The organism is Streptomyces sp. NBC_00287, assembly GCF_036173105.1.
Classification (GTDB): Bacteria; Actinomycetota; Actinomycetes; order Streptomycetales; family Streptomycetaceae; genus Streptomyces.
Genome location: NZ_CP108053.1, coordinates 805411 through 828722 on the forward strand (window position 1 = coordinate 805411; position 23312 = coordinate 828722).

The 23312-nt window shown below is 69.0% G+C and carries 28 protein-coding genes and 1 riboswitch; of the genes, 16 read left to right on the plus strand and 12 right to left on the minus strand.

The annotated features are described in order from the left end of the window. The first annotated feature begins 55 nt into the window (after nt 1-55). Nucleotides 56-295 (plus strand): Scr1 family TA system antitoxin-like transcriptional regulator, encoded by a 240-nt coding sequence (locus tag OHT76_RS04000; RefSeq protein ID WP_328869323.1) that lies wholly within the window; start codon nt 56-58, stop codon nt 293-295. 143 nt (nt 296-438) lie between these two features. Here the strand turns inward: OHT76_RS04000 and OHT76_RS04005 are convergent, their stop codons facing one another. Together OHT76_RS04005 and OHT76_RS04010 are read right to left on the minus strand one after the other, a co-directional pair. Next, nucleotides 439-969, minus strand: coding sequence for a hypothetical protein (locus OHT76_RS04005; RefSeq protein WP_328869324.1), 531 nt, complete (start codon nt 967-969; stop codon nt 439-441). Between the two features lie 2 nt (nt 970-971). After that, nucleotides 972-1895, minus strand: a complete 924-nt coding sequence (locus OHT76_RS04010) for a hypothetical protein (RefSeq protein ID WP_328869325.1) — start codon at nt 1893-1895, stop codon at nt 972-974. A 250-nt stretch (nt 1896-2145) separates the two neighbouring features. Between OHT76_RS04010 and OHT76_RS04015 the strand changes: the two genes are divergently transcribed. Further along, nucleotides 2146-3117, plus strand: coding sequence for a helix-turn-helix domain-containing protein (locus tag OHT76_RS04015; RefSeq protein WP_328869326.1), 972 nt, complete (start codon nt 2146-2148; stop codon nt 3115-3117). A 133-nt stretch (nt 3118-3250) separates the two neighbouring features. Here OHT76_RS04015 and OHT76_RS04020 read toward each other — a convergent pair whose 3' ends face one another. Then, on the minus strand, nt 3251-3946 hold the full coding sequence (locus tag OHT76_RS04020; RefSeq protein WP_328869327.1) for a flavodoxin family protein: 696 nt from the start codon (nt 3944-3946) through the stop codon (nt 3251-3253). 183 nt (nt 3947-4129) lie between these two features. Here OHT76_RS04020 and OHT76_RS04025 point away from each other — a divergent pair, with 183 nt between their 5' ends. Then, nucleotides 4130-5026, plus strand: a complete 897-nt coding sequence (locus tag OHT76_RS04025) for a LysR family transcriptional regulator (RefSeq protein WP_328876448.1) — start codon at nt 4130-4132, stop codon at nt 5024-5026. Between the two features lie 22 nt (nt 5027-5048). On the opposite strand, the gene OHT76_RS04030 is transcribed toward OHT76_RS04025, so the two are convergent. From OHT76_RS04030 to OHT76_RS04040, 3 genes are all read right to left on the minus strand, one after another. Then, complete coding sequence (locus OHT76_RS04030) at nt 5049-5204, minus strand: hypothetical protein (RefSeq protein WP_328869328.1); 156 nt, start codon at nt 5202-5204, stop codon at nt 5049-5051. Nucleotides 5205-5262: 58 nt separating this feature from the next. Beyond that, on the minus strand, nt 5263-6753 hold the full coding sequence (rox, locus tag OHT76_RS04035) for a rifampin monooxygenase (RefSeq protein ID WP_328869329.1): 1491 nt from the start codon (nt 6751-6753) through the stop codon (nt 5263-5265). Nucleotides 6754-6946: 193 nt separating this feature from the next. Continuing rightward, nucleotides 6947-7105: a hypothetical protein gene (locus OHT76_RS04040; protein WP_328869330.1), complete on the minus strand. Its 159-nt coding sequence runs from the start codon at nt 7103-7105 to the stop codon at nt 6947-6949. A 184-nt stretch (nt 7106-7289) separates the two neighbouring features. On the opposite strand from OHT76_RS04040, the gene OHT76_RS04045 reads away from it, so the two are divergent. The 3 genes from OHT76_RS04045 to OHT76_RS04055 all read left to right on the plus strand — a co-directional run bounded on the left by OHT76_RS04045 (nt 7290) and on the right by OHT76_RS04055 (nt 9177). Continuing rightward, nucleotides 7290-7640, plus strand: coding sequence for a VOC family protein (locus tag OHT76_RS04045; RefSeq protein WP_328869331.1), 351 nt, complete (start codon nt 7290-7292; stop codon nt 7638-7640). 72 nt (nt 7641-7712) lie between these two features. After that, nucleotides 7713-8102 (plus strand): MarR family winged helix-turn-helix transcriptional regulator, encoded by a 390-nt coding sequence (locus OHT76_RS04050; RefSeq protein WP_328869332.1) that lies wholly within the window; start codon nt 7713-7715, stop codon nt 8100-8102. Nucleotides 8103-8193: 91 nt separating this feature from the next. Then, complete coding sequence (locus OHT76_RS04055) at nt 8194-9177, plus strand: AraC family transcriptional regulator (RefSeq protein ID WP_328876449.1); 984 nt, start codon at nt 8194-8196, stop codon at nt 9175-9177. A gap of 238 nt (nt 9178-9415) precedes the next feature. On the opposite strand, the gene OHT76_RS04060 is transcribed toward OHT76_RS04055, so the two are convergent. Beyond that, nucleotides 9416-9817, minus strand: a complete 402-nt coding sequence (locus tag OHT76_RS04060; protein WP_328869333.1) for an SseB family protein — start codon at nt 9815-9817, stop codon at nt 9416-9418. Between the two features lie 167 nt (nt 9818-9984). On the opposite strand from OHT76_RS04060, the gene OHT76_RS04065 reads away from it, so the two are divergent. After that, entirely contained in the window at nt 9985-10578 is a 594-nt protein-coding gene (locus OHT76_RS04065; protein ID WP_443049712.1) for an AMIN-like domain-containing (lipo)protein, read from the plus strand. Nucleotides 10579-10582: 4 nt separating this feature from the next. On the opposite strand, the gene OHT76_RS04070 is transcribed toward OHT76_RS04065, so the two are convergent. Next, the gene (locus tag OHT76_RS04070; protein WP_328869335.1) at nt 10583-11056 is read right to left on the minus strand and encodes an SRPBCC family protein; all 474 of its coding nucleotides are present in this window, start codon (nt 11054-11056) and stop codon (nt 10583-10585) included. 160 nt (nt 11057-11216) lie between these two features. On the opposite strand from OHT76_RS04070, the gene OHT76_RS04075 reads away from it, so the two are divergent. Beyond that, nucleotides 11217-12422, plus strand: coding sequence for a glycosyltransferase (locus tag OHT76_RS04075; protein ID WP_328869336.1), 1206 nt, complete (start codon nt 11217-11219; stop codon nt 12420-12422). 96 nt (nt 12423-12518) lie between these two features. On the opposite strand, the gene ribB is transcribed toward OHT76_RS04075, so the two are convergent. Then, nucleotides 12519-13184: a 3,4-dihydroxy-2-butanone-4-phosphate synthase gene (gene ribB, locus OHT76_RS04080; RefSeq protein WP_328869337.1), complete on the minus strand. Its 666-nt coding sequence runs from the start codon at nt 13182-13184 to the stop codon at nt 12519-12521. Between the two features lie 119 nt (nt 13185-13303). Continuing rightward, a riboswitch (FMN riboswitch) is annotated at nt 13304-13432 on the minus strand. 145 nt (nt 13433-13577) lie between these two features. Further along, a complete protein-coding gene (wrbA, locus tag OHT76_RS04085; protein WP_328869338.1) occupies nt 13578-14192 on the minus strand; it encodes an NAD(P)H:quinone oxidoreductase in 615 nt (204 codons plus the stop codon). 162 nt (nt 14193-14354) lie between these two features. Here wrbA and sigJ point away from each other — a divergent pair, with 162 nt between their 5' ends. Next, nucleotides 14355-15293 carry an RNA polymerase sigma factor SigJ gene (sigJ, locus tag OHT76_RS04090; protein ID WP_328869339.1) on the plus strand — a complete coding sequence of 313 codons (939 nt, stop codon included), beginning with the start codon at nt 14355-14357 and terminating at the stop codon, nt 15291-15293. Between the two features lie 8 nt (nt 15294-15301). Here sigJ and OHT76_RS04095 read toward each other — a convergent pair whose 3' ends face one another. After that, complete coding sequence (locus tag OHT76_RS04095) at nt 15302-16072, minus strand: isoprenyl transferase (protein ID WP_328876450.1); 771 nt, start codon at nt 16070-16072, stop codon at nt 15302-15304. A 175-nt stretch (nt 16073-16247) separates the two neighbouring features. Continuing rightward, nucleotides 16248-16964, minus strand: coding sequence for an AfsR/SARP family transcriptional regulator (locus OHT76_RS04100; RefSeq protein WP_328869340.1), 717 nt, complete (start codon nt 16962-16964; stop codon nt 16248-16250). Nucleotides 16965-17243: 279 nt separating this feature from the next. On the opposite strand from OHT76_RS04100, the gene OHT76_RS04105 reads away from it, so the two are divergent. The 7 genes from OHT76_RS04105 (at nt 17244) to OHT76_RS04135 (ending at nt 23295) form a co-directional block, all read left to right on the plus strand. Beyond that, nucleotides 17244-19730 carry a S8 family serine peptidase gene (locus tag OHT76_RS04105; RefSeq protein ID WP_328869341.1) on the plus strand — a complete coding sequence of 829 codons (2487 nt, stop codon included), beginning with the start codon at nt 17244-17246 and terminating at the stop codon, nt 19728-19730. Nucleotides 19731-20004: 274 nt separating this feature from the next. Next, entirely contained in the window at nt 20005-20196 is a 192-nt protein-coding gene (locus OHT76_RS04110; protein WP_328869342.1) for a hypothetical protein, read from the plus strand. A gap of 85 nt (nt 20197-20281) precedes the next feature. Continuing rightward, a complete protein-coding gene (locus tag OHT76_RS04115; protein WP_328869343.1) occupies nt 20282-20494 on the plus strand; it encodes a hypothetical protein in 213 nt (70 codons plus the stop codon). A 41-nt stretch (nt 20495-20535) separates the two neighbouring features. After that, a complete protein-coding gene (locus OHT76_RS04120) occupies nt 20536-20739 on the plus strand; it encodes a hypothetical protein (RefSeq protein WP_328869344.1) in 204 nt (67 codons plus the stop codon). A gap of 65 nt (nt 20740-20804) precedes the next feature. After that, a complete protein-coding gene (locus OHT76_RS04125) occupies nt 20805-21194 on the plus strand; it encodes a hypothetical protein (protein ID WP_328869345.1) in 390 nt (129 codons plus the stop codon). Between the two features lie 80 nt (nt 21195-21274). Next, on the plus strand, nt 21275-21688 hold the full coding sequence (locus OHT76_RS04130) for a hypothetical protein (RefSeq protein WP_328869346.1): 414 nt from the start codon (nt 21275-21277) through the stop codon (nt 21686-21688). Further along, nucleotides 21688-23295, plus strand: coding sequence for a trypsin-like serine peptidase (locus OHT76_RS04135; protein WP_328869347.1), 1608 nt, complete (start codon nt 21688-21690; stop codon nt 23293-23295). The genes OHT76_RS04130 and OHT76_RS04135 overlap by 1 nt, the downstream gene beginning before the upstream one ends. Nucleotides 23296-23312: the final 17 nt, after the last annotated feature.

The following is a 23312-nucleotide window of genomic DNA, read 5'->3' on the forward strand; positions in this document are numbered from 1 at the left end:
GTCGCGATGAACCCGCGCGAGCGCGCTGCCCGGCTGTCCGGCCGGCGGCGCGCTCTTGCGTTTACGGCCGGCGAGCGACATCCGAGGCTACGAGCCGCACGTCGTTCCAGGGCTCCTCCAGACCCAGGACTACGCGAGCGCGGTCCTGTCTCTCACGAAGCGGTCTACAAGGCCCGGGCTCGCATTGCCTACAGGCCCTGCTGCCCAGCGAGACGCTGCTCCTCGCACCCACGGGGGATGGTCCCGCGGCCCAGGCTTCTGGGCGATGCGGTGCACGGCGGCAATGGCCGGGTAGGAGGCCAGGCGGGCGCTGTCCTCCTGATCTTGCGAGTGGAAGCACACGATCATGATGTGCCGCGCCCGTCCGGGTTCACCCGGCCACGCCCGCCTACTGACCAGGCGGCACGACCGTGCCGAAGGGTGTGGTGCCAGGGAGGGTCACACTGCGAGGGCCGAGCATGCAGTCCTGTCGACCCACCGGTGCGAAGCTATGGCGTTGTTGACGGAGCCGAAGTTTCTTTCTCCGAGCCAGTAGTCGTCGGTGAGATTGCTGACGAATCCCTCGGCACGGGTGAGGCAGATGTGGAAATTGTGGTTCGCTCCCGTCCCCAGGTAGAACTTCACCTCCGAGTAGTTCCCCTTGTTGACGGCAGAGCTGGCCTGGTTGGCGTCACTACTCTGGAAGCTGCCGGAGCTGTCGCCCCAGTTCAGGTCGTTTCCTTCAGCCAGGCCGAGAAAACCGTCACAGTTGATCGATGAGTAGGCGGACATGTAACCGCTGACCATGTTCTCGTAGTTGTCCCAGCAGGTCCCGGGGGTCGAGGCGGAGGCACTGGGGCCGAAGCCGAGGACCGCGACCCCGGTCAGGGCCGCCACGGCGGCAGCCGAACCGAATTTAGACATGCGCATGCCAATCTCCTCTGTAGCAGGTGTCTGCTGTCCCGGCAGTCGGATGTCTGCCGGAGTCATGGTCAGGACAGGACGTCCTGGGCCTGCCGCAGGGCGTGCAGGCGCATCTTCCGGTAGGTGTCCCACTGTTCGCTGTACGGCTTCAGGGTCCTGACCCGGTACTCGCTCTCCAGGTCACGGAGCACCTTGCCCAGGGAGGACTCCACAGCGCAGGTCGCCTCGGTGACGGCGAGTTTCCTGTCGAAGGCGTCGGCTTCGGCATCCGGCATCTTCTCGACAGCCGCCGCCCTCTTCTGCCGGAGATCGTCGGGGCTGTCGAAGGACCGTCCGGCTCTCGTCATGCAGTCGGCCCACCGACGGAGCGCCTTCGTGAAGCGTTCGTCCTGCTTGAGGGCCTGGACGTAGAGGGGGAGGGCGCTCTCCACGGTCCGGCGTGCGGTGTACCAGATCGCGGCATCGCCGTAGAGTTCGGCGCGCGCTTCATTGGTGCATCCCCCGCGTGGGGATTCCACCTTGCCAAGTTTTCCGGGGAGTTTGACTGTCATCCTGTCCCTGTAGTCGCCGTCGAGAGCCCGGGTGTAACTGACACGTCCCCCCTTGGGCAGTTCATTTTGGTATATGACGGTCCGATGGGAGGTTCGGATCTTTTCGCCGCGCTCTTCGAACTCTCGACCGTATCCGTACGCCTTGGCCCACCGCACGGACTCGATGACGTAATTGCCCGACTTTCGCTCGTCAATGCTGGGCACCGGGAATTCCCAGTAGGGGAACCCCTCATCCCTCATGCATGCCTTGATGAGCTTCTGCTCGGCCCGCTCGATCTCGACGACTTCCTTGTTGGTCAGATCCCGCACCCTGGAGCCGGAGATGTCCTCCCACGGTCGCGGTTCATCAGCGCAACCTGCGAGCAGGAAGAGAACCGTCACCGTGAGCATGGCCGAATACTTCCGCCTCACCGATGTGCACCTTTCTCTGGCCTCGCCCATGGACCATAGGGTCATCGTGGGCTACGGACTTTGTCATCCGTGCAGGGACCTTTGTCAGTAGTGCACTGCCTCAAGGTGACGCCGCATCCGGCGAGGGCCCTGCACGTGCCCGTCGAAGCCGTTGTACAGCGAGATCAACTCCCGCCAGACTGATGTCGGGAACCGTCCGTGTTCGAGGGGGACTTGTGGGGGAACGGGCAGAAGTACTGCCAGGCCGGCTCTGTGACCGATGCAGACGAAGGTCTGCCTCATGAGCCCGGTCCTGGACACCGCGTTCATACCGCCGCGGGATCGGGAGGAAGTGATCCGCAACGCGGTGTGGAAATCCATGGTGGCGGTCGATATCGACCACCGTCCTGCGGCCGAGGACATCTCCGTTCGCATCGGGCTCGGCACCGTGGGGCCCATCAGGATCTGTTCGGCGCGGGCGACCGCGGTCACCCTCCGTCGCACGGAGCGGCTCGCCCGGGAGGACGAGGAGCCGGCCGTCACTCTCGGGGTTCAGATGACGGGCAGCAGCGTGGTGGTGCAGAACGGTCGCGAGTGCCTGCTGAGGCCGGGGGAATTCGCCGTCTACGAATCGATCGCTCCCTACACACATCTCTTCGAGGAGGGAGTCGACTACCGCTTCATCCGTTTCCCCCGCGCGGCACTCGCCCTCCCTGACCGGTTGCTCCGCGACATCACCGCGGTCCCGCTGGGATCCGACAATCCCGTTGCGCGCCTCGCCTTCACCTACTTCTCCCAACTGGCCGTCAGCGACGAATTACACCAGGGTGGGCACGCCGACGCCGTCGTGGAACCCAGCATCGAACTCCTGCGTGCCGTCCTGACGTCCCAGCACGGCAACGCCAGCCTGGCCAGAGCACCGTTGGAAGCGACCCTCAGCCTGCGGATCACTCAATACATCCGGGAGCACCTGGCTGATCCCGATCTGTCGGCGGCACGGATCGCCGCCGCACACGACATCTCCGTGCGTCATCTCTACGCGGTGCTGTCCCGGTCGGGCATCAGCCTCGGAGACTGGATCCGCACACGCCGCCTGGCCGCATGCAGGCGAGAGCTGGCCGGCCCGAACGGCCAACGGCTGACCATCGCGGCGATAGGACGGCGGTGGGGCTTCGCGGACGCCACCCACTTCAGCAAGGTGTTCAAACAGACGTACGGAATCTCGCCCCGGGCCTGGCGCGACCAGAACCACCCCCGCACCTCCGCGAGATGACCTCCGCGCGGCCGCGTTCCGCGTGACCGCCCTCGGACGTTCGGCCTGGGGCTGCGGTCAGGCGACATGAAGTGCTGGGCCGACAAGAGCTACCGGGGCGCCGGCGAGACTGCGGGCGGGGTGATCTGCGGGGTTAGGCGCCAGTCAGTGCTGCCGGTGCGTCGTCTGTCTCCCTGAGGGAGGCAGACAGGGCGCGGGAATCGTGTTCGGTCATCCGGGGGGTGTCGTACGGCACGGCGTTGACCCAACGCTGAGTCAGCCGGGCGATCCGCTCGCCGTACCGCTTCGCGGTGATCCGGTCGCCGCGCGATCCGGCCTGCTCCTCCCCCTGGTCGGCGTGGCTCTGGCTCATCAGACCCAGCCACGAGCCCAGCCGGTTCACATCGTCGCGGGTGCCGCCGCTCCAGTTGTTGCCAGGCATGTCGCCCACGCCGATCCACTGCATGCCCAGTTGCGCGCCGAAGACCGCCAGTTGCTCCAGGACCGCCAGCTTGTCGCCGCTCTGCGAGGCGGACATGGTGAACCCACCGGCCAGCTTGTCCTTCCACGCCTGCGTCGTGAACGGCGTGAACGCCGCCTCCATGAACGCCTTGAACACCGCCGACACGCTGCCCATCAGCGTCGGGCAGCCGAAGACGATCGCATCGGAGCGCTCGAGCAGCGCCAGCACCTCCGCATCGTGCCAACGGCCCGCGATGACGTCCTCGGGCCGAATCTCGACGAGATGTACCTGAGCGCCCGGCACCAGCCGCGCCCCGTCGGCGAGGTGTTCGGCCAGGACCCGGGTGTGCCCGTGCACCGAGTGGTAGACCACGGTCACCGTGGCCATCGGCGCATCGTGCTCACGGTCAACGTCATTGACTGTCATGTTCTCTCTTCACTACTTCCGGTCGTGAGGATCCCTGCTTGCCCAGCCATCACAACCTGCGTACGGCACGGCATCAACGCCGAACTTCACCGTGCAGCGATCGGTCACACCGATCGATCGCGTTAGCCTGGCCCCGTGGACAGGATGGAACTGGAAGCATTCGTCGCGGTCGCGGAAGAGCTCCACTTCGGCCGCGCCGCCGCGCGCCTGCACCGGGGGCAGCCCACCGTCAGCGACGCCGTCAGGCGCCTGGAGAGCGCGCTGGGCGGGCGGCTGTTCCACCGCACCAGCCGCCGGGTGTCACTGACCGATCTCGGCGAAGCGCTGCTGCCCGACGCTCACGCCACCCTGGCCCAACTACGCCGCTTCCAGCAGCGCGGACGCTCCCTCGCCGCCGGCGACCGGACTCGCACGACTCTCGTCGTCGCCCACGCCGAATACACCGGCCACCAGCTGCTGTTGCACTGTCTGCCGCAACTGCGCGACCGTTTCCCAGACGTGACGATTGTGCCGGAAGCCATGCCGACCACAGCCATCGTCACCGCTCTGCGGGCGGAGACGATCGGCCTTGGGATCGGCTGGGCGACCGGCGACGTCACCGGCGTGACCGCGAGGGTGCTGTCCACCGAGAGGTTCATGGCGCTCGTACCCGCGGCCCACCCCCTCGCCGGGCACGCCGAGCTGAGCGCGTCCGAACTGTCCACCACCGGCCTGCTCACCTGGCCTCACCAGATCAACAGCGGTCTCTGCGACCGCCTCCTGTCCGCCTTCCACATCGGCGGAGCCGACCTGCGCATCATCAGAACCGCCGACAGCGTGCACGCCATCGCCGCTCATGTCGCCGCGGGAACGGGCATCGGCATCACCGTCGAATCCGCACTCGACCACCAGCCACCCGGCCTGCGCATCATCCCCCTCACCGGCCCTTCGACCACCGCCGACCAGGTCGTCCTCACCCCCACCGAGCCGTCGGACACCGCCACGGCACTGCGCGACCTACTGCTGCACGCCTCAGCGGAGTCGCCCTCCACCGATCACTGAGCGGTGTGCATCGTGAAGTGGCTCAGCGGGGGGCGAGTTCCGCCGCGTAGGCGGCTCCGTAGCCCCGGTTGTCTCGTTGCCACTGCTCCGCGGTGGTCTGGTCGAAACCGAGCAAGCGGCTGATGACGTAGGCAGGTAGGTCCCAGGCGATCTCAATCAGGGCGGAGCGACGTGCCACTCGGCAGCGGATGTCGAGGGCCTTCAGGCGTGCGGCCAGGGAGCCAATCTCGTGACTGTCATCGTCCTCGCCGCCTGGTGGGCTTGCCGAACCAGCGGGAGAGGTGGTCGGCCAGGTCCTGCTGGTCGTCGCCGATCCAGGTGACGTGGCCGTCGGGGCGTAGCAGGACGCACGGAACATCCAGTGCCGCAGTGGGATCCGCGAGGTAATCGACCCGGTCCGACCAGCCGCCGACGGTCAGGCGTTCGGTGCGGTCCAGGAGCAGGCCGCGGCCGCGATGCAGCAGACCGTAGAGGTGGCCCTGTTTCACGTCGACGTCGGGCAGGCGGCGGCCGAGCAGGTCGGGGCCTGCGCCGAAGTCGTAGCGGATGCCGATCGCGGTGATCTTCTCGATCAGATGGCGGTTCACCTCGTCGAAGCCCATCAGTTCGGTGAGCAGCCTGCGCACGGCCTGCGGGCCCGGTTCGATGGACAGCAGTTCCGTCTGGGCGCGGGTGTTGTCCAGCACCTCCTCGGCGACCGGATGACGTTCGGCCTGGTAGGTGTCCAGCAATGTTTCCGGCGCCCAGCCGCGGACCTGGGCGGCCAGTTTCCAGCCGAGGTTGAAGGCGTCCTGAACACCGAGGTTGAGGCCCTGTCCGCCGATGGGTGGGTGGATGTGTGCCGCATCGCCGGCCAGCAGCACCCGCCCGACCCGGTAACGCTCGGCCAGCCGGGTGGCATCGCCGAAGCGGGACAACCAGCGCGGGGAGTGCACGCCGAAATCGGTTCCGGCGATGGCGCGCAGCTGTTGCTTGAAATCCTCGAGGGTGGGCGGCTGCGCGCGGTCGCTGACTCCCGCGGCGGGGACTAGGACGCTGTAGACCCCTTCGCCGAAGGGCCGGAGCCAGAATCGCTGAGGGGTCTCGCGGAGTTCGGTCGCCTTGGCGGCGATCTCCTCCTGCGGCACACCCACTTCCATCTCGCCCATCAGCGTCTCGGTCCGCGAGGGCTCGCCGGGAAAGCCGACGCCGAGCAGTTTGCGCACCGTACTGCGCCCGCCGTCACAGCCGACGAGATAGCGCGCACGCAGCAGTTCGCCGTCGGCCAGCTCGACGGTCACACCCTCGTCGTCCTGCTCGAAGCCGGCTACCGCGCAACCGTGCCGGACCTGCGCACCCATTGCGAGCGCATGCTCTTCGAGCAGGTGGACGATGACCGGCTGCGGGATGCCCAGAAGATAGGCGTGCGCGGAATCCAGGCCCTTGGGTGCGGGTTTGGGGATGGCGGCGAAGAATCCGGCGGCCGGACGCTGTCGTCCGTGTTCGAGCAGGCGATCCAGCAGTCCGCGCATCGCCATCAGCTCGAGACTGCGCATATGCAGACCGACGATGCGGACGAACGAGACCGGCTCGGTTTCCTTCTCCAGAACGAGTACCCGCACATCGTGCAGCCGTAGTTCGGCGGCCAGCATCGCGCCGGTCGGCCCGCACCCGGCAATGATCACGTCGAAGTCGCGCTCGACCGTGTCGCTCGGCGACGGCTCGGCGGTGAACTGCGAAGAGTCCATAGGTGTTGCCTTTCGGGAGTGCCTTGTTGTCGAGGCGCTCCCGGCGACACCTACGTCAATCGCCGGCCGTGACGGGAAGGAGGAGCACCCACATCGATACAGCGTTCATGGGTCTCACCTCCTCGGGCGGTGTCGCGGTCCACTGCAAGCTACAAGCCGAGCATCACCCCGTCCAACCCTTTCCCGTCGCCCGCTACTCCTCGTCCCCCCGCTCCCCCTCCGCCTGTGACGGCTCGGTCCTTGCGACGTCCGGGTGCTGCTCCTTCGCCGGACGTTCGCTCGCTTCGTCGCGTTCGCCTTCGGCCTGGGACGGCGTGCGCGAGTACCACATATCCGAGGCTCCGGATGTCATGGCGGGCCTCCTTCGTCGCTCAGCTTCCATGCTCCGCCTCGACGGGCGTGATGGCGAGACCAGGCTTGACAGCGATGCACCGGTGGAGCAAGCGGTCAGTTTCGGAGAAGCGTGCGGGGCGGCCCCGCCCTAGCGTGAAAGCACCGACGAGACGCGTCGGATCTGATCTCCCAAGGAGTACGCCATGACCGCCGGTGTTCAGACGATCATGTACCCCGTGAAGGACCTCGCCCGGGCGAAGGCCATCTTCGGCGCTCTGCTGGGCGTGGAGCCGTATGCGGACGAGCCGTATTACGTCGGCTACAAGGACGCCGGGCAGGACGTCGGGCTCGACCCCAACGGGCATGCGAAGGGCATGACGGGGCCGGTGCCGTACTGGCACGTCGAGGACATCCGAGTGACCCGCACGGCTCTGCTGGAGGCCGGTGCCGAGTCGCTCCAGGATGTGCAGGACGTGGGCGGCGGGCGGCTGATCGCGTTCCTGAAGGATCCCGAGGGGAACATGATCGGGCTGCTCCAGGACACCGAGAAGTGATCGGTCCCGGGCTGTTGCACATGCACTAGTTGCATTGTAAACAAATGGCCGCTTCGGTGCTACCGTGCAGTTATGGCAGCGAAGACGGCCGGTGCAGGGCTAGAGGAACGGTGGCGGGACATCCTGTCCGTGCACGCGCGCACGATGTGCGAGATCGACCGCGTGCTGCATCCGCACGGGCTGGGAGCGAGCGACTTCGAAGTGCTCGACATCCTCGCCACCGCCTCGCCCGAAGAGGGCGAGCAGTGCCGGGTGCAGAACCTCGTCGGACGGGTGCATCTGAGCCAGAGCGCACTGTCCCGGCTGATCGGCCGGCTGGAGAAGGAAGGCCTGGTCCAGCGGTCCATCTGCGTCGAGGACCGGCGCGGCGTCTACGTCACCCTCACCGCCAAGGGCCGTGATCTGCACGCCGAGGTGCTGCCGCTGCAGCGGGACGTGCTGGCCCGTATGCTCCACGGCTGACCCGGGGCCCGGCGGACCGTTCTAAATCCCGGCCCCCTGGGCATCATCACTCCCAGAAACCCTGTGGGGACGGGGAGACACCGACTTGGCCGTGGACGAGGACGGTACCGCCGAGTTCATCACGTACACGACGCGTTCAGTGGAGGAGAGCCACGACGCCATAGCGGCCCACTACTACGACCTCCGTCTCGAAGTGGCCGGTCCCGCCTCGGAGTTCTGCACCACCCTCGGCGTCGTCGACCTCGGCTCGCTGGTCGTGGGCGATGTGTCGTTCGGCACCGACGTGCGGATGAGCTTCGGCGAACCGGGCGTCTATCACGTGGCCGTGCCACTGGAGGGCGGCTTCCGTCTCCAACAGGGCCGCGGCGACGCCCTGTTCGCCACCCCGCAGCGGGCCCTCTTCTTCGATCCCGTATACGGCATCGCCGTCGACGACTGGGCGCCCGACTGTCACTCCCTGACCGTGAAGATCGACAAGGCGGCCGTGCTGCACAGCCTGGAGAGCCTGCTGGGCAGACCGGTACGCCGACCGCCGCGCTTCGAGCCGTACATCGACGTCAGCCGCGGACCCGGCCGCAGCTGGGCCCAGCTGGCGCGGTGGTTCCTGCTGGACAAGGAGCTCGCCCACGGACTGCTGCGCCGCCCGCTGATCCGCGGACGCCTCGAACAGACCCTGCTCGAAGGGCTGTTGCTGGCCGCCGACCACTCCTACCGGGCCGAGCTGGAGGGCCCGCCGCCACCGATGCGGCCCGCCGCCGTGAAGCGGGTCATGGACGCCGTACAGGAACTGCCCGCCGAGCCGTACGACGCGGCGCGGCTCGCGGACATCGCTCAGGTGAGTGTGCGCACGCTTCAGGAGGCGTTCCGCAAGCATGTCGGAGTGCCGCCGATGGCGTACGTCAGTGAGGTGCGGCTGGACCGCGTCCACGGTCAGCTCAGGGCGTCCGCGCCGGGCTCGACGACCGTGGCGGAGGTGGCGTACGAGTGGGGCTTCGCGCATCTCGGCCGGTTCGCGCGGCGCTATCGGGAGCGGTTCGGGGAGACGCCCTCGCAGACTCTGCGCACCTCGGGCTGAGCCCGGCCGCGCTGTTCCGCCGCGTTTTGCGGACAGACATCGCGCAAGAGGGAGCGACGCCGCCCCGGGACGGTCCTATCGTCAGGGGATCGGCGATCGTGACGCGCGGACCGAGCGGAGTCGGTGCCACTCGGACCTGCGCGAACCCATCGCCGGGACGGCCCGGCCGCTCCCCCTCCGACGCTTGGTGGCCGGGCCAGGCCCGGCCTTTGCTCTCAGGAGCCGACCCGGCCTCGTCTCAGGGCCTGGCCAGCAGCGTGCGTACGCCCTCGGAGGTGAGCGTGAGGGGGTGCGGGGAGCCGGCGTCGATGGTCAGGGACAGATCGTCGGCAGGCCACTGCGCGGCGAGCGCGCCCAGCGGCACCAGACGGTAGCGGCCGACGAACGGCAGCAGCTCGGCCATCGCGGGCTCCGAGGTGAACACCGGCACCACAGGATCCCCGTCCGGCTGCTCCAGCACGGGCAGCGCGACGGCGGCCGGGTCGGTGGCGTCCTCCTCACTGGCATCGTCCGGCACGGGCACCAGCACCTCACTCCCGGCGAGCGTGTCCAGCGCCGCGATGTCCTCATGGTTGTCGGCCAGCGCGTCCAGCGCCTGCCGGGCCGGCGTGGCGGTGTAGCGGTTCGCGGGTGTCTCCATCACAGATCCCCTGGTAGCGGCGGCGGTCGTGGGGGCCGCGTACCCGATCCGGAGCGGGACATTCATCCGGGACGTCGACATGGGAATCTTTTAGGATGTACCGCAACCATTCCCCCAAGACGGTTGTCTCCCCTGATACCAGAACCACGCACACGTCGGGGGACGCAATGCGAAGAATCAGAGCAACAAGAGTCAGAACGACCTGGATGGCACTCGCGGTCATCGCCGCCCTCGGGGCGCCGGCACTGCCCGCCGCCACCGCCTCGGCCGCCACCGCGCAGACCACGGCGTGCCCGACCGGCTGGGGCAGCCAGCCCAAGGTCCGGTCCGTCTCCACGGCGACACCGGTCGAGAACATCCGCACCGGCCGCCACGCCTGCTACGACCGGATGGTCGTCGACGTGCCGGGCGCGGGCAAGGCGGGCCTCGGCTACTCGGTCCGGTACGTCGCCCGGCTGTACCAGGACGGCTCGGGCAATCATGTACCCGTCGGCGGCGGTGCCGTCCTGGAGGTCAGGGTGGCCGCGCCCGCCTACGACCCCGAGACCGGTGCCCCCACCTATCCGGGTCGGGTGAACAGGCCCCTGCCGGGTGTCGACCTCACCGGCTATCGCACCTTCCGGGACACCCGGTTCGCCGGCAGCTTCGAAGGGGAGACGCTGGTCGGGCTCGGGGTCCGCGCGCGGCTGCCGTTCCGCGTGCAGGTGGTGACCGACCGGATCGTCCTGGACGTCGCCCACAACTGGACCGGCGCCCGCTGATCGCTCATCCGGGGCCCTGACGGCCCTCCACGAGCCCGGCGAGCCTCGCCAGGGCCATCCGCGTGCCCGTCTCGTTGTCCGCGGCGGGCACCGCGTCCGGAAGTCCCTCGTGCACCACGAGGATGTCCGTACCGCCGCCGTCCGCGTCGCTGAGGCTGGTGGTCATCGTCATCGTGCCGCGCAGCGCGGGATCCGAGGTCTCGAACTCCAGCTCCTCCACCACCCGCTCGTCCGGCACCAGCTCGGTGAAGTGCCCGTGGTAGGTATCGGTGTTCGCTTCCGACTTCCCGGCAGCTGTGGGCACGTCGTAGGTCAGCGACACGCGAAAGGCGCCGCCCACCCGCGCCTCGAAGCGGTGCACCCGCGACGTCATCCCGTCCGGCACCCGCCACCGTTCGACCGCGTCCGCGTCCAGCAGCGCCCGGTACACGGCCGCGCGCGGTGCGTTCACATGCCACGAGACGCTCGTCGAGTACATGGCCCGAACATAGCGCGAGGCGCTCATGAAAAAGGGCAAGGCGTCCTTCCTCCTTGCCATGATCAATGTATAGCCCGGTGGGGGGCTTGCGGCAAGGCCCCGTCGGTGACGCAGAATCGTCGGCCTGAGCCGGGAACTGCTGAAACGGGTGATTGACCAAGTGCGTGCGCTGTTGTCGACCTACGGGTCACGGGGGGACGTAGAGCCGCTGGCCGGACTCGCGTTGCGGTTGCGGGAACTGGGCGCGGAGGCCGTGGTGTGCGCGCCGCCGGACGAGGACTTCGCGCGGCGGCTGGCCGGGATCGGGGTGCCGATGGTGCCGGTCGGTCCGTCGGCGCGGGAGCTGACGCGCCAGGTGCCGCCGCCTTCCATGCCGCAGCGCGCGGCAGAGATCATCGCGAGCCAGTTCGAGTCGGTCGTCGCGGCGGCCGAGGGGTGCGATGTCCTGGTGGCGACCGGCGCGATGCCCGCCGCGGCCGGTGCGCTGTCGGTGGCCGAGAAGGTGGGCATCCCCTCCGTGTCGGTGACCTTCCAGCAGATCACCCTGCCGTCGCCGCACCGCCCGCCGCTGGCGTACCGGGGTCGGTCCTTCCCGCCGGAGGTGACCGACAACCGAGCGCTGTGGGACCTGGACGCCCAGAGCGTCGACGAGTTGTTCGGCGAAGCGCTCAACACGAACCGGGTGGCCAACGGCCTGCCGCCGGTGGACGGAGTCCGCGACTACGTCATCGGTGACCGCCCGTGGCTGGCGACGGACCCGGTGCTGGATCCCTGGAACGGGGCGCCCGAGCTGGACGTCGTCCAGACCGGCGCGTGGGTCGTGCCCGATCTCGCGCCGCTCCCGGCCGAGTTGACGGCGTTCCTCGACGCCGGGGCTCCGCCGGTGTACGTCGGCTTCGGCAGCATGCCCATGCACGGCTCGGCGGATGTCGCCCAGGTGGCCGTCGAGGCGGTCCGGGCGCAGGGCCGCCGCTTGCTGCTGTCCCGCGGCTGGGCCGACCTGACCTCGGTCGACGACCAGGACGACTGCTTCGTCGTCGGCGACGTCAACCACCAGGCACTGTTCGGTCGGGTGGCCGCCGTCGTGCACCACGGCGGCGCGGGCACCACGACGACGGCCACGCGGTCCGGCGCGCCTCAGGTGGTGGTCCCCCAGCTGGCGGACCAGCCGTACTGGGCGGGCCGGGTGGCCGACCTGGGCATCGGCGTCGCGCACGACGGCCCGACTCCGACCTTCGAGTCCCTGTCGGCCGCACTTCAGGTGGCCCTGGCGCCGGAGACGACCGCACGGGCGAAGGATGTTGCCGAGAGGGTCCGCACGGACGGGACGACGGCGGCGGCGAAGCTGCTGCTCGACGCCGTCTGAGGCGCGCGCCGGTCACTCTCGGCTCCCGCTGAGCCGGATCACGTCGGGCGGCGCCACGGCCGAATCCGTGGCGCCGCCGATGAGCCCTACGACGGCTCAGCGGGCGGCACCCACGGCCAGGTCGCCGGGGCGGGGGGCGTCGTGTGTGTCGCCGATCTTGTGGCGGTACTGGACCAGTTGGGCGACGGTGATCAGCGGTAGTCCGAACTCGTCTGCGAAGCGGCGCAGATCGGGCAGGCGCTTCATGGAGCCGTCGTCGTTGACCAACTCGCAGAGCACACCCGCCGGGCGGCAGCCGGCCAGGCGTACGAGATCGAGCGTCGCCTCGGTGTGTCCGGTACGGCGCAGCACGCCGCCCGGGGCGCCGCGCAGCGGAACCACATGGCCCGGTCGGCACAGGTCGCCGGCCGAGGTACCCGAGTCGGCGAGCAGCCGGATGGTGTGGGCGCGGTCGGCGGCCGAAATTCCGGTGGTGACGCCTTCCCGGGCATCGACGGTCACTGTGTACGCCGTGCCGCGCCGGTCCTGGTTGACGGAGTGCATCGGCGGCAGTTCGAGGCGGTCGCAGTCCTGCGGGGTCAAGGGAGCACACACATATCCCGAGGTGTGGCGCACCATGAAAGCCAGCAGTTCCGGCGTGGCGTGCTGGGCGGCGAAGATCAGGTCGCCCTCGTTCTCCCGGTTGTTGTCGTCCGCCACCACGACCGGCCTTCCGACCCGCACGGTGTCGATTGCTTCCTCGATGGTCTCGAGTGGGAACATCCCCGTCTCCTCCTCCGACATGGCCTGCACCAAGCGCGAACGAGGTCAGGAGCGGAAGAGCGCGACAGCCCAGGGCGCACCGGACGCGTGAACGCGCCGGTGAACGCCAGAATGCCACTACACGCAAACTCCCATCCGGACTTTAACCGTCGGCCCCGAAATTCCATCGGGTCAACCGGTCGATGGCTTCGACCGGGTCGCGGGCTTTCACCGCCGGTTCGGAATTTCACCGAACCCCGCTTGCGTTGTGTGGATCAAATTTGGCGGCTCCATGCTGCCACGGCCCTATCTGCCGCGCCAGTCTCTTCCACACCGCTTCGGCTCATAAACGCAACTTCTCAGCCGATTCCGGGTATCGCAACGGGGTTGGCACTTCCCCCCGTCTGCCGGCATTCAGGCCGCCGCGCGACCTGCCTTGAGTGCCGCCGCGATCTCCACGGTACGGCGGGCCTGGTGCCGGGCCGCCTGCAACTGGACGTCGCCCGGCGCACCGTCGCCCGCCACATGGGACGTGCCGTAGGGGTTGCCCGACTGGAACTGAACGGGGTCGGTGTAGCCGGGGGGCACGATGATGCCGCCCCAGTGGTAGAAGGTGTTCCCCAGGGCCAGCAGGGTGGATTCCTGGCCGCCGTGGGCGGTGTTGGAGGCGGTGAAGGCCGAGTACACCTTGCCCGCGAGCTTGCCCTGGAACCACAGCGGTCCCGTGCTCTCCATGAACACCCTCAGCTGGCTGGCCGGGTTGCCGAAGCGGGTGGGCGTGCCGAAGAGCACCACGTCGGCCCACTCCAGGTCGTCGTGGCTCGCGTTGGCGACCTCGGCGGTGTCCTGAAGGTGTTCAACCCACTCCTGCCGGAGGTTGATCACCTCCTGCGGGGCCGTCTCGGGCACCTTGCGCAGCCGCACCTGTGCGCCGGCCTTCTCCGCTCCCTCAACTGCCGCCTGCGCCAAGGCGTGCACGGTGCCCGTGGCGCTGTAGTAGATGACCGAGACATGCACGGATTCCGACATCGGTTCCCTCCCTCGGCCCGAACCGGGCCTGGCTAGCGTTGTGTTCATCGGGTACGACGACACAGCCCTGCGCGATGTGAGGCGACCGGCCCACCTCACAGTTCGCCGCCGTATCTCGTCGAACTGAAGGGGGACCGAGTGACCGAGGGAGTCGGCGAGACCATGACCCACGCATCCGGGGCCAAGCACACGCGGCCCGACGATCCGAGCCTGAGCGCGATCATGAGCGAGCGGCGACAGCTGATCAATCTCACCTACCGGCTACTCGGCTCGGTGACCGAGGCCGAGGATGTCGTACAGGAGACGTACACACGCTGGTACGCCATGACCCCACAGCAGCGGGAGGCCATCGAGTCGCCGGGGGGCTGGCTGACCACGGTCGCCAGCAGGATCTGCCTCGACCTGCTCGGCTCGGCACGCGCCCGGCGGGAACGCTACGTCGGCGAGTGGGTTCCGGAGCCGCTGCCCGGCCGTACCGAGTGGATCAGCGGGCGGCCGGGTGCCGCCGTCGTCGACCCGGCCGACCGGGTCACCCTCGACGAGTCGATCAACATGGCCTTTCTCGTCGTACTGGAGCGCATGACTCCGGCTGAACGCGTCGCGTTCATCCTGCACGACGTCTTCCGCTACTCCTTCGCCGAAGTGGCCCCGATCGTCGGCCGTACGGAAGCGGCGTGCCGGCAGTTGGCCTCCTCGGCCCGCCGTCGTCTGCGCGCGTCGCAGTCGGAGGCGGTCCCGGCGGCCCGGCGCGCCGATACCGTGCGGGCCTTCAAGGCGGCATGGGAGGCCAAGGACATCGAGGCGCTCATCGGGCTGCTGGCCCCGGACGCCACCGCGACCGGCGACGGCGGCGGACTCGTACAGGCGGTGCTCCGCCCGATCGAGGGTGCCGAGGCGATCGCATGGTTCTTCGCCGGGCGCAGGGACGCGGTGCCCGACCTGACACTCGTGGAGAGCATGGTCAATGGTCAGCCCGGTCTGGTCGCTCAGCTGGACGGCGTGCCGGTGTCGGTGCTGGCGTTCGACATCGCCGGTGACCGGATCAAGCAGATCTGGTCGGTGCTCAATCCCGACAAGCTCCGGCTGTGGAGGGACAGTTGACGCTCATTTCACCTGCCGTAGCGCCGGTCCCGCACCGCGTACGAACGCAACGCGCGCAGCAGGTCTATCTCACGGAAGGCCGGCCACAGGACCTCGACGAAGTGCACCTCGGCGTAGGCGGACTGCCAGAGCAGGAAGCCGGACAGCCGCTGCTCGCCGGACGTGCGGATGATGAAGTCGGTGTCGGGGCCCGCCGGGGAGTAGAGGTTGTCGGAGATGTGCTGGAGGTCGAAGTTCTCGGCCAGTTCGAGCGGGTCGCCTCCGGCGGAGACGTGCTTGTCGAAGGCCGACCTGACCGCGTCGATGATCTCGCGGCGCCCGCCGTAGCCGACCGCGACGTCGACCTTGAGGCCCGACCTGCCGCTGGTACGCGTGACGGCGTCCTTCAGGGACCGTGCGGTCTCCCCCGGCAGCAGGTCCAGCGCGCCGATGACCTCGACCTGCCAGTCCTCGTCGGCGGCGCAGATGCTCGCCACGGTCTCCTCGATGATTTCGAGCAGTGGCCCGAGTTCGGCCGGGGGCCGGTGGAGATTGTCGTCGGAGAGCATCCACAGCGTGACGTGCTCGATGTCGGCGGCGTCGCACCAGCGCAGGAAGTCGCCGACCTTCGCACCGCCCACCCGGTAGCCCTCACGGACGTCGTCGTGCCCGGCACCGCGGGCCCAACGGCGGTTGCCGTCCAGCATGATGGCGACGTGCCGTGGACGCGGCTTGCCTTCCAGCTTGCGCGCCAGCCGTCTGACGTACAGGGCTTCCAATGCCGACCGAAGCGCCCTCAAGGCCACGTGCCATGTCCCTTCGTCCCCACCAACCGCTAGTGGGGGCCACCGTATCGCCCGGCACGGAGCTTGAGCCATCGGCGCTGTTCGGGCGCCTGTGGGGGGGACTTGCGCGAGCGCCGGAACGGGACTTCAGCTGCTCGGACGATTGAGCCGTGCGGGCTGTGGCACCCCCCTAGGCCGTCGTCAGCTCCCGGATCAGCTCGGTCATCCGCTGGGACGGCGAGACCCTGAGTTCCTGTTGCAGAAGTCTGCGGTAATCCAAGTAGTGCTTGACCGCGCAGGCGACATTGCCCTCTGCCGCGTGGACCTCGATGGCGATGCGGTGGGCGGTCTCGCGATACGGGTCGACGGCGGTCGCGGCGAGGGCAGCCTGGTGCGCGGCCAGGAACCTGTCGAGGGCCAGGAAGTGCTGCGCCAGGCTCTCCAGCGCGTACAGACGCATCTGGTCCCAGCGTTCGCGTTCGAGTATCAGCCACTCGTCGTCCCACCCCAGCAGCAATGGCCGGCCGAGATCCTCGACCAGCCGGTCGAGGTCTGCGGGGGTGGCCTGCAGCCCGTCCTCCGGCTCCAGGAGTTGGCGAGCGGATGCGCACACCTCCCAGTGATCCACGGAGACGCAGGACGACAGCGCGAGACGGTGACCTTCACTGACGACCACGGTCTTCGGGCCGATCTTCCGGCTCTGACACAGGGCCGACCTCAGGTTGGCCGCGGCCCGCAGCGGAGTGCACTCCGGCCAGAGCTGCTCCGCGGCAGCCCGTCTGTGAATCCCTTCACCGCGCACGGCGAGCAGGGCGAGCAGACGCTGAGCCCCCGCCGGGACGGCGACCGAACGCCCTCCACGGATTAATTCAAATGGACCCAGGATTTCGACACGTACCGCGTTCATCACAGCTAACACTGTGCGCGACGCGTTTTTCCGCTGCAACCGCTGTAACCCCGTCGGACCAGGCACGCCCGCCGCATCAGGTACTTCAAGAATCATCGATCCGAGACCCGATAAATAATTTCGCGACACACCGAAAACGCATTCTGAACGCTCCGCGAACGCCCAAAAGATGCGCCATCAATAAATGTTCCATATTCCATCGAATATCCGAGGAACATCTTTGTGGGAAACCTGACTCGCAACGGAAAGCATCACGAGGTCTGGGGAACGGAGGATCGGATGGACGTCCGGTCGGTACTGCGCGCGGTTCCCGGTGAGGCCGGACTTCTGGGCACACCGGCGGTCACCGTCGCCGTGCTCGACGGGCCCGTCGACTTCGCGCATCCGTGTTTCGCGGGAGCGGATCTCACCCGCCTGGCCACGCTCGTGCCGGACGCCGCCGGTTCCGGACCGATGTCGTTGCACGGCACCCATGTCGCCAGCCTTCTGTTCGGACAGCCCGGATCTCCGGTGGCCGGCCTTGTGCCGCGGTGCCGCGGTTTCGTCCTCCCGGTGTTCCGGGAGTCCCCGGACGGAGGTGTGGCCCGGGTGCCACAGCTCGACCTCGCCCGGGCGGTCGAACAGGCCGTGGAGGCGGGGGCCCACGTCATCAACATCAGCGGCGGCGAGCGCAGTGCGGACGGCAGGGCGGAGGCCATGCTGGAGCGGGCACTTCGACGGTGCACGGAGAACGGGGTGCTGGTGGTCGCGGCGGTCGGCAACGACGGCTGCGACTGCCTCCAGGCTCCGGCCGCCACGCCGTCCGTGCTCGCCGTCGGGGCGACCGACGCCGCCGGCGAACCGCTGGACATCAACAACTGGGGGCCCGCCTACCGGACGAACGGCGTCCTCGCTCCCGGCCGGGACATCGAGGGCGCGGTCCCCGGCGGCCGAGTCGCCGCGCTGACCGGCAGCAGTTTCGCCACCCCGGCGGTCACCGGGGTCGCGGCACTGCTCGTGGCCCAGCAGATCGCCGAGGGCCGTGAACCGGACCCGCTCGCCGCCGGCCGGGCCATCCTCGCCTCCGCGAGCCGCCCGCCGTGCGCCCCGGACGACGCGCCCAAGTGCCGTCGACTCCTCGGCGGCCGGCTCGCGGCAGCGCGCGCCTTCGACCTCATCAGGGAGAGGGGCTCGGTCGTCCCCCAGGAGGTGCGGGGCGACCCCGTGAGCATCACCGTCGGCCCCTCGACGCCTCGGACGACCTACGCCGAACCGAAAGGAAGAGCCATCGTCATGGACACGAACGCCGTACACGCGCACGCCGGGGAGACGCCCGAGGGCCTGTCCGCGGCCGCGGCCCCGCCTCCTGCCACCACGGTCACACCGCCTGCCGAGCCGCCTCCGCCGCCCACGCTCCCTCCGCCGGTTCCCCAGACGGCCCCCGCCGTCCCCCAGGCCGCGCCGGCATTTCAACAGGCAATGCCGCAGGCGCCCCAGCAAGTCGCGGCGCCGGCATTTCAGCAAGCGGTGCCGCAGGCCGGAGTCCAGCCCGCCGTGCAGGCGATGGCACCGCCTGTTCCCCAGGGCGACGTCGCTCCGGCACCGCCAGTGGCTCAGCCCCCCTCACCTGCGCCCGTCCCGGTCGAGCAGGGCGTACGTCCCTCCTGCCCCGACTGCGGCGGCACCTGCGGAGGGGGTACGAGCGGGGCGACGGCGGCGACCATGAGCGGTCCCGTGAGTGGTCAGGGACGCCAGCTCATCTTCGCGATCGGCACGATCGGCTTCGACTACCGGACCGAGGCCCGCCGGGACAGCTTCCGGCAGCAGATGCCGGTCGAGTTCAGGCCGGCCACCGCCGACCACCCGGAGCAAGAGGTCCAGCCGAACGTCTACGACCCCAACCAGCTCCACGCCTACCTGTCGAAGAACCCATGGGCGTGCGACAAGCTCACCTGGACGCTGAACATGGACGCCACACCGCTCTACGCGCTTGAGGCGGAGATGCCGGTGGGGATGGACTGGACGCGGCCGATCATCACGGACCGCGGTGCAACGCCAGACGTGGTGCGAAGCAGCGCCGAGGCGGCCACGAGTGACAAGAGGGACCAACTGGCGGACATCGTGGACACCCTGTCGTATCCACCGGTGTCCACCGTCTACCGAACCTTCCGGGACGCCCTCGTCGGGCAGGTTCAGGACCGGAAGAGCGAAGCGTACGTCTCGCGAGTGTCGATACCGGGCGTACTGACCGACCGGACGGTGCGCCTGTTCTCCGGCCAGGTGGTCCCGGTGGTCGAGGTGAAGAGCCGCGGTCTCTACACCTGGAACGAGCACGTCTTCGTCCAGTCGGTCATGCAAGCCCTCCAGCTCAGTCCCGCGATGGAAGGCGGGTCGGCAGATCTGGAGGTGGAGAAGATGGTCCGCACCTTCCTCGACAAGATCTACTGGGAGTTCCGCAACCTCGGACAGAGCTCCGCCGACCGGGCGCTGAACTTCGCCGGCACCAACGCCTTCGACGTCGGCAGGGAAATGGCCGAAGGGATGGCGGCCAAGGACGTACCGGGCCGTGGCAGGGCCGACGACGAACCGCTTTACGCCCTGGACACCATCAACGTCTCCAAGAGCCCGTTCTGCCGCCCCGGTTCCGACTGTCAAGACGTCGTCATGACCTTCTTCGACCCGGAGAACGACCGCAGGGCGAAGCGCTCCGTCCTGTTCACCTACGACGTGAGCGACGAACTCCCGGTCAGCCTCGCGCCGCCGCACATCTTCATCGGCGGCTACTGACCCCGTACGACACACCGGATCAGGGAGACCTCATGTACAAGACACCGACTCGCCCGGCACTCAACACTCCCCTTCAGACCCCGGCGGTTCACCGCAATCCCTGGGAGGCACCGGCCGACAGGTCCGAGAACCGGGGCGCGGAAGCAGCCAGGTCGATGTGTGGGGACCTGACCGGCTCCGGCCGTGAGCTGTGCCGGGCCCTGCAGCGCGATTAGCGCCGACAGACCACCGGCGGCTCTCTGTCGTCGGCCCCCACAGGTGAGAGGAGAAAACGATGAACGACACGCGGTTCACCATCGAGGAGAAGCCCACGCGGCCCACGGCACTGCAGACGCCGTTCCAGACACCCGGGATCGACCGGAACCCCACCGTCACCCAGGGCGCCGACGGAGGCGACTCGGGCGGCGTCGAGGCCAACTTCGGCCTGCCCGACATCCTGGGCGCGGCGGCGAAGTTCCTGTTCTGAGGCTCCTCATCCCCAAGCCTCTGCGCGTCGGTGAGCGGGGCCGCACGCCCCGCCCATCGGCACAGGATCGGAAAGGACGCGCGACATGACTGACACCGACAAGTGGCGTGAGAGCTCCACCTCATCGGCCACCGCACTGCGGACGCCGTTCCAGACGCCCGCGATCGACCGGACCCCCGTCGGCTCGGCCGGCCACGGCGCCGACACCGACGGTGTCGAAGCCAACTGGGGCTGGTCCGACATCCCGTGGACGTCCCTGGGCAAGGCTGCGCGGGGTGCCCTGGACGCCGTGCTGTAGGAGCACGTGTTCCGCCAGAACCACATTGAGAGGACAGCGTCATGAACGACGAGTTCACACCGCGGCGCCCCGGCCCCGGGCCGGTCACCGCACTCCGCACGCCTTACCAGACGCCCGCTGTCGACCGGATTTCCACCGGCGTCCACGGGCAGCGGGACGACACCGACGGCGTCGAGCCCAATGTGCTGCCCATCCTGCCCCTGCTCGGCCTGGCCGGCTCGGCGATCGGCTCCCTGTTCGACTGAGTTCCGTGTCCCGGCGGCGCGGCCTGGCGGCCCACCGCCGGGACGGCGGCTGAAAGGACATCAGGATGAACAAGGAACCCAGCCCGCAGAACCGGAAGACGTCGCCGCCGCCACACGGAGCGGCACCCCGACGTGCCGCTCAGGGCATGGAGCGCGCCGAACGCGGCCGTACCCACGCCGAGGCCGCAGGTACTGCGGGCATACGGCTCGACCTGCCCATCCAGGGCGCGACCATCGAGCGCAGATGGGACCTTTATCAGCCCTATCTGCGGGTGACGGGGACGTATCAGCCCGTTGACCAACCCGAAGGAACCGTAGGCGAGTTCCTGGAGGAGCCGGGGCCGAGGTCCATGACCGGTCACGTCCCAGCGGACCCCGCCCCCTCGGCCGGCCGCGACGCCCGCGGCTGGGCCTGCCCGCCCAGCGGCCCTTGTACATGGGTCGGCCTCGTCTAGGCGGCTGAAAAATCCAGGCGGCAGGCACGGCGCCGGAGTCCCCGGCCCCGTGCCGCCGCTCCATACGGAGGTGGGAGAGCATGCCCACGATAGACGCGCCAGAAGTCGAGCAGTCCCACGAAGAGCAGCGCCGCCAAGTCGCCGACGCGGCCCGGCGCTACCGCGATTCGGCGCAGGAACGCGAGCAGGCCGAGGCTCGCACCGCGGAGGGCGTGCCCTTCCCCGACACACCGCAGGCTCTGGCCGCCCGGGCCGAGCGCATCCTCAGCCGTGGCGGCGTTCCGGCCACGGCCGTCGTCGCCCAGATCCACGCCGAACCGCTGGATCTCCCGCAGGCCCATGAGCGCATCATTGGCCTGTCCAACGACCTGCAGGCAGCGAACTTCCTGCCTCGCGGCGCCCGTGCGTCCCGTACGGTCGCGCGGATCACCCTGCGCCGCGACGGCCGCGAACTACCGCTGGGACGGGCTTTCTGGTGTCCCCTCGGCTCCTGATGACCAATCACCATGTGCTGCCGGACGCGGACTTCGCCGGAACGTGCCTCGCCGAGTTCGACGCGCAGGTCGGCATCGACAACTCCCCCGACGACATCGTCCGGGTGGAGCTCACTCCCGACGAACTGTTCATCGCCCACGAGCCGTTGGACTACGCCCTGGTGGCGCTCGCCCCGGTCGACGGGGACGTATCGCCCGGTGAGGTGTTCGGCTGGAACCGGCTCAGCGGCCGCACCGGAAAGCTGGTCGTCGGCGAACTGGTGAACATCATCGGCCACCCCGACGGCCGCCTGAAGGAGATCGCACTGCGCGACAACAAACTGATCACGCGCCTGGACGACTTCCTGCACTACCGAACGGACACGGAGCCGGGCAACTCGGGCTCCCCGGTCTTCAACGACCAGTGGGAAGTGGTCGCCCTCCATCACATGGGCGTCCCGGACACGGACGCGAGCGGACGGCCGCTGCGCAGGGACGGCACGGTGTGGCAGCCCGGCGACGGCGAGGCCGCTCTTTCCTGGGTGGCCAACGAGGGCGTACGCATCAGCTCCGTCCTGCGGCATGTGGCGTCCTCGCGCCCGACGCCCACGCAGCGCGCTCTGCTCGCCGAGATGGGTCCCGAGTCGGGGCTCGGCAGCCATGTGCCGCATGAGGCAGCGGGGCCCGAGAGCGCGCGGCCCACTGGCCTCGCCGTGACCGAACGCCGGGCCGCGACCGGCCTGCGCGCCCGGGACGGCGCCTTCGGCGGCCACCGTCACCTGGTGTATCTGCACGGCAGGAGCCAGCACGGGAAGGACCCCGAGGCGCTCCGCCGCGAGTGGGCCGCCGGCCTCAACAAGGGCCTCGCGGCTGTGGGACTGCCCATGGTCGACCCGGCCAACGCCTGGTTCCCGTTCTACGGCGATCTGATGGCCGAGTTGATGGGCTCGAAGGAGTCCCTCGGCGGTGTCCCGTCGGCCCCGGACTCCATAGGATCGGAGACCAAGGCGTACGAGCAGATGCTCTTTGAGGCGGCGGCCAGGGTCGGCATGCCGGAGGACGCCTTCGAGGGGCAGGAGGCCATGGCGGCCGAGGAGGGCCTCGACGGCGCAGTCCGTACGTTCCGGCGCGCGCTGGGCTGGGTGGCGGCCAGATCGGATCTCGACGAACGGACCATTGACGCGTTCTTCCGGGACGTGGCGAGGTATCTCAGCGACACGCGCGTGCGGGAGGCGGTGTTGGACGTCGTGTCCGCGACCATGCCAGACCGCGGCGAACTGGTCTTCGTCACGCACAGCCTGGGCACCGTCGTAGGGGTCGACCTGATGAGCCGGCTGCCGTCCGGGATCGACCGGGCCGTACTGGTGACCGTGGGCAGCCCGCTGGGCATGGACGCCGTTAACGACGGGCTCCTGACCGCCGGTCCGCACCGGCCGGGGAACGTCCGTACATGGCTCAACGCCTGGTGCCCGGCGGATGCGGTCGCCATCGGCTGTCCGCTGCGCGACAGCCGCTGGGGCAGGGTCGACCAGCCGGAGGTCGCCAACGGCAAGGACAGGGCGCACAACATCGCCGAGTACCTCGCCCACGCGAGCGTGGCGGGACCCATTGGCCGTGCACTGCGCTGACCGGCGGCTGCCGTTGC

Bases quoted from the DNA above. Each gene is read 5' to 3' on its own strand.
- OHT76_RS04130 (WP_328869346.1), top strand. From the start codon at position 21,275: ATGCCCACGATAGACGCGCCAGAAGTCGAGCAGTCCCACGAAGAGCAG.
- OHT76_RS04065 (WP_443049712.1), top strand. From the start codon at position 9,985: ATGCGAAGAATCAGAGCAACAAGAGTCAGAACGACCTGGATGGCACTC.
- OHT76_RS04020 (WP_328869327.1), bottom strand. From the start codon at position 3,946: ATGGCCACGGTGACCGTGGTCTACCACTCGGTGCACGGGCACACCCGG.
- OHT76_RS04040 (WP_328869330.1), bottom strand. From the start codon at position 7,105: ATGACATCCGGAGCCTCGGATATGTGGTACTCGCGCACGCCGTCCCAG.
- OHT76_RS04110 (WP_328869342.1), top strand. From the start codon at position 20,005: ATGAACGACACGCGGTTCACCATCGAGGAGAAGCCCACGCGGCCCACG.
- OHT76_RS04005 (WP_328869324.1), bottom strand. From the start codon at position 969: ATGACTCCGGCAGACATCCGACTGCCGGGACAGCAGACACCTGCTACA.
- OHT76_RS04010 (WP_328869325.1), bottom strand. From the start codon at position 1,895: ATGGGCGAGGCCAGAGAAAGGTGCACATCGGTGAGGCGGAAGTATTCG.
- OHT76_RS04070 (WP_328869335.1), bottom strand. From the start codon at position 11,056: ATGTACTCGACGAGCGTCTCGTGGCATGTGAACGCACCGCGCGCGGCC.
- OHT76_RS04060 (WP_328869333.1), bottom strand. From the start codon at position 9,817: ATGGAGACACCCGCGAACCGCTACACCGCCACGCCGGCCCGGCAGGCG.
- OHT76_RS04025 (WP_328876448.1), top strand. From the start codon at position 4,130: ATGGAACTGGAAGCATTCGTCGCGGTCGCGGAAGAGCTCCACTTCGGC.
- wrbA (WP_328869338.1), bottom strand. From the start codon at position 14,192: ATGTCGGAATCCGTGCATGTCTCGGTCATCTACTACAGCGCCACGGGC.
- OHT76_RS04135 (WP_328869347.1), top strand. From the start codon at position 21,688: ATGACCAATCACCATGTGCTGCCGGACGCGGACTTCGCCGGAACGTGC.
- ribB (WP_328869337.1), bottom strand. From the start codon at position 13,184: ATGTTCCCACTCGAGACCATCGAGGAAGCAATCGACACCGTGCGGGTC.
- OHT76_RS04120 (WP_328869344.1), top strand. From the start codon at position 20,536: ATGAACGACGAGTTCACACCGCGGCGCCCCGGCCCCGGGCCGGTCACC.
- sigJ (WP_328869339.1), top strand. From the start codon at position 14,355: ATGACCCACGCATCCGGGGCCAAGCACACGCGGCCCGACGATCCGAGC.
- OHT76_RS04105 (WP_328869341.1), top strand. From the start codon at position 17,244: ATGGACGTCCGGTCGGTACTGCGCGCGGTTCCCGGTGAGGCCGGACTT.
- OHT76_RS04045 (WP_328869331.1), top strand. From the start codon at position 7,290: ATGACCGCCGGTGTTCAGACGATCATGTACCCCGTGAAGGACCTCGCC.
- rox (WP_328869329.1), bottom strand. From the start codon at position 6,753: ATGGACTCTTCGCAGTTCACCGCCGAGCCGTCGCCGAGCGACACGGTC.
- OHT76_RS04015 (WP_328869326.1), top strand. From the start codon at position 2,146: ATGAGCCCGGTCCTGGACACCGCGTTCATACCGCCGCGGGATCGGGAG.
- OHT76_RS04050 (WP_328869332.1), top strand. From the start codon at position 7,713: ATGGCAGCGAAGACGGCCGGTGCAGGGCTAGAGGAACGGTGGCGGGAC.
- OHT76_RS04125 (WP_328869345.1), top strand. From the start codon at position 20,805: ATGAACAAGGAACCCAGCCCGCAGAACCGGAAGACGTCGCCGCCGCCA.
- OHT76_RS04100 (WP_328869340.1), bottom strand. From the start codon at position 16,964: ATGAACGCGGTACGTGTCGAAATCCTGGGTCCATTTGAATTAATCCGT.
- OHT76_RS04115 (WP_328869343.1), top strand. From the start codon at position 20,282: ATGACTGACACCGACAAGTGGCGTGAGAGCTCCACCTCATCGGCCACC.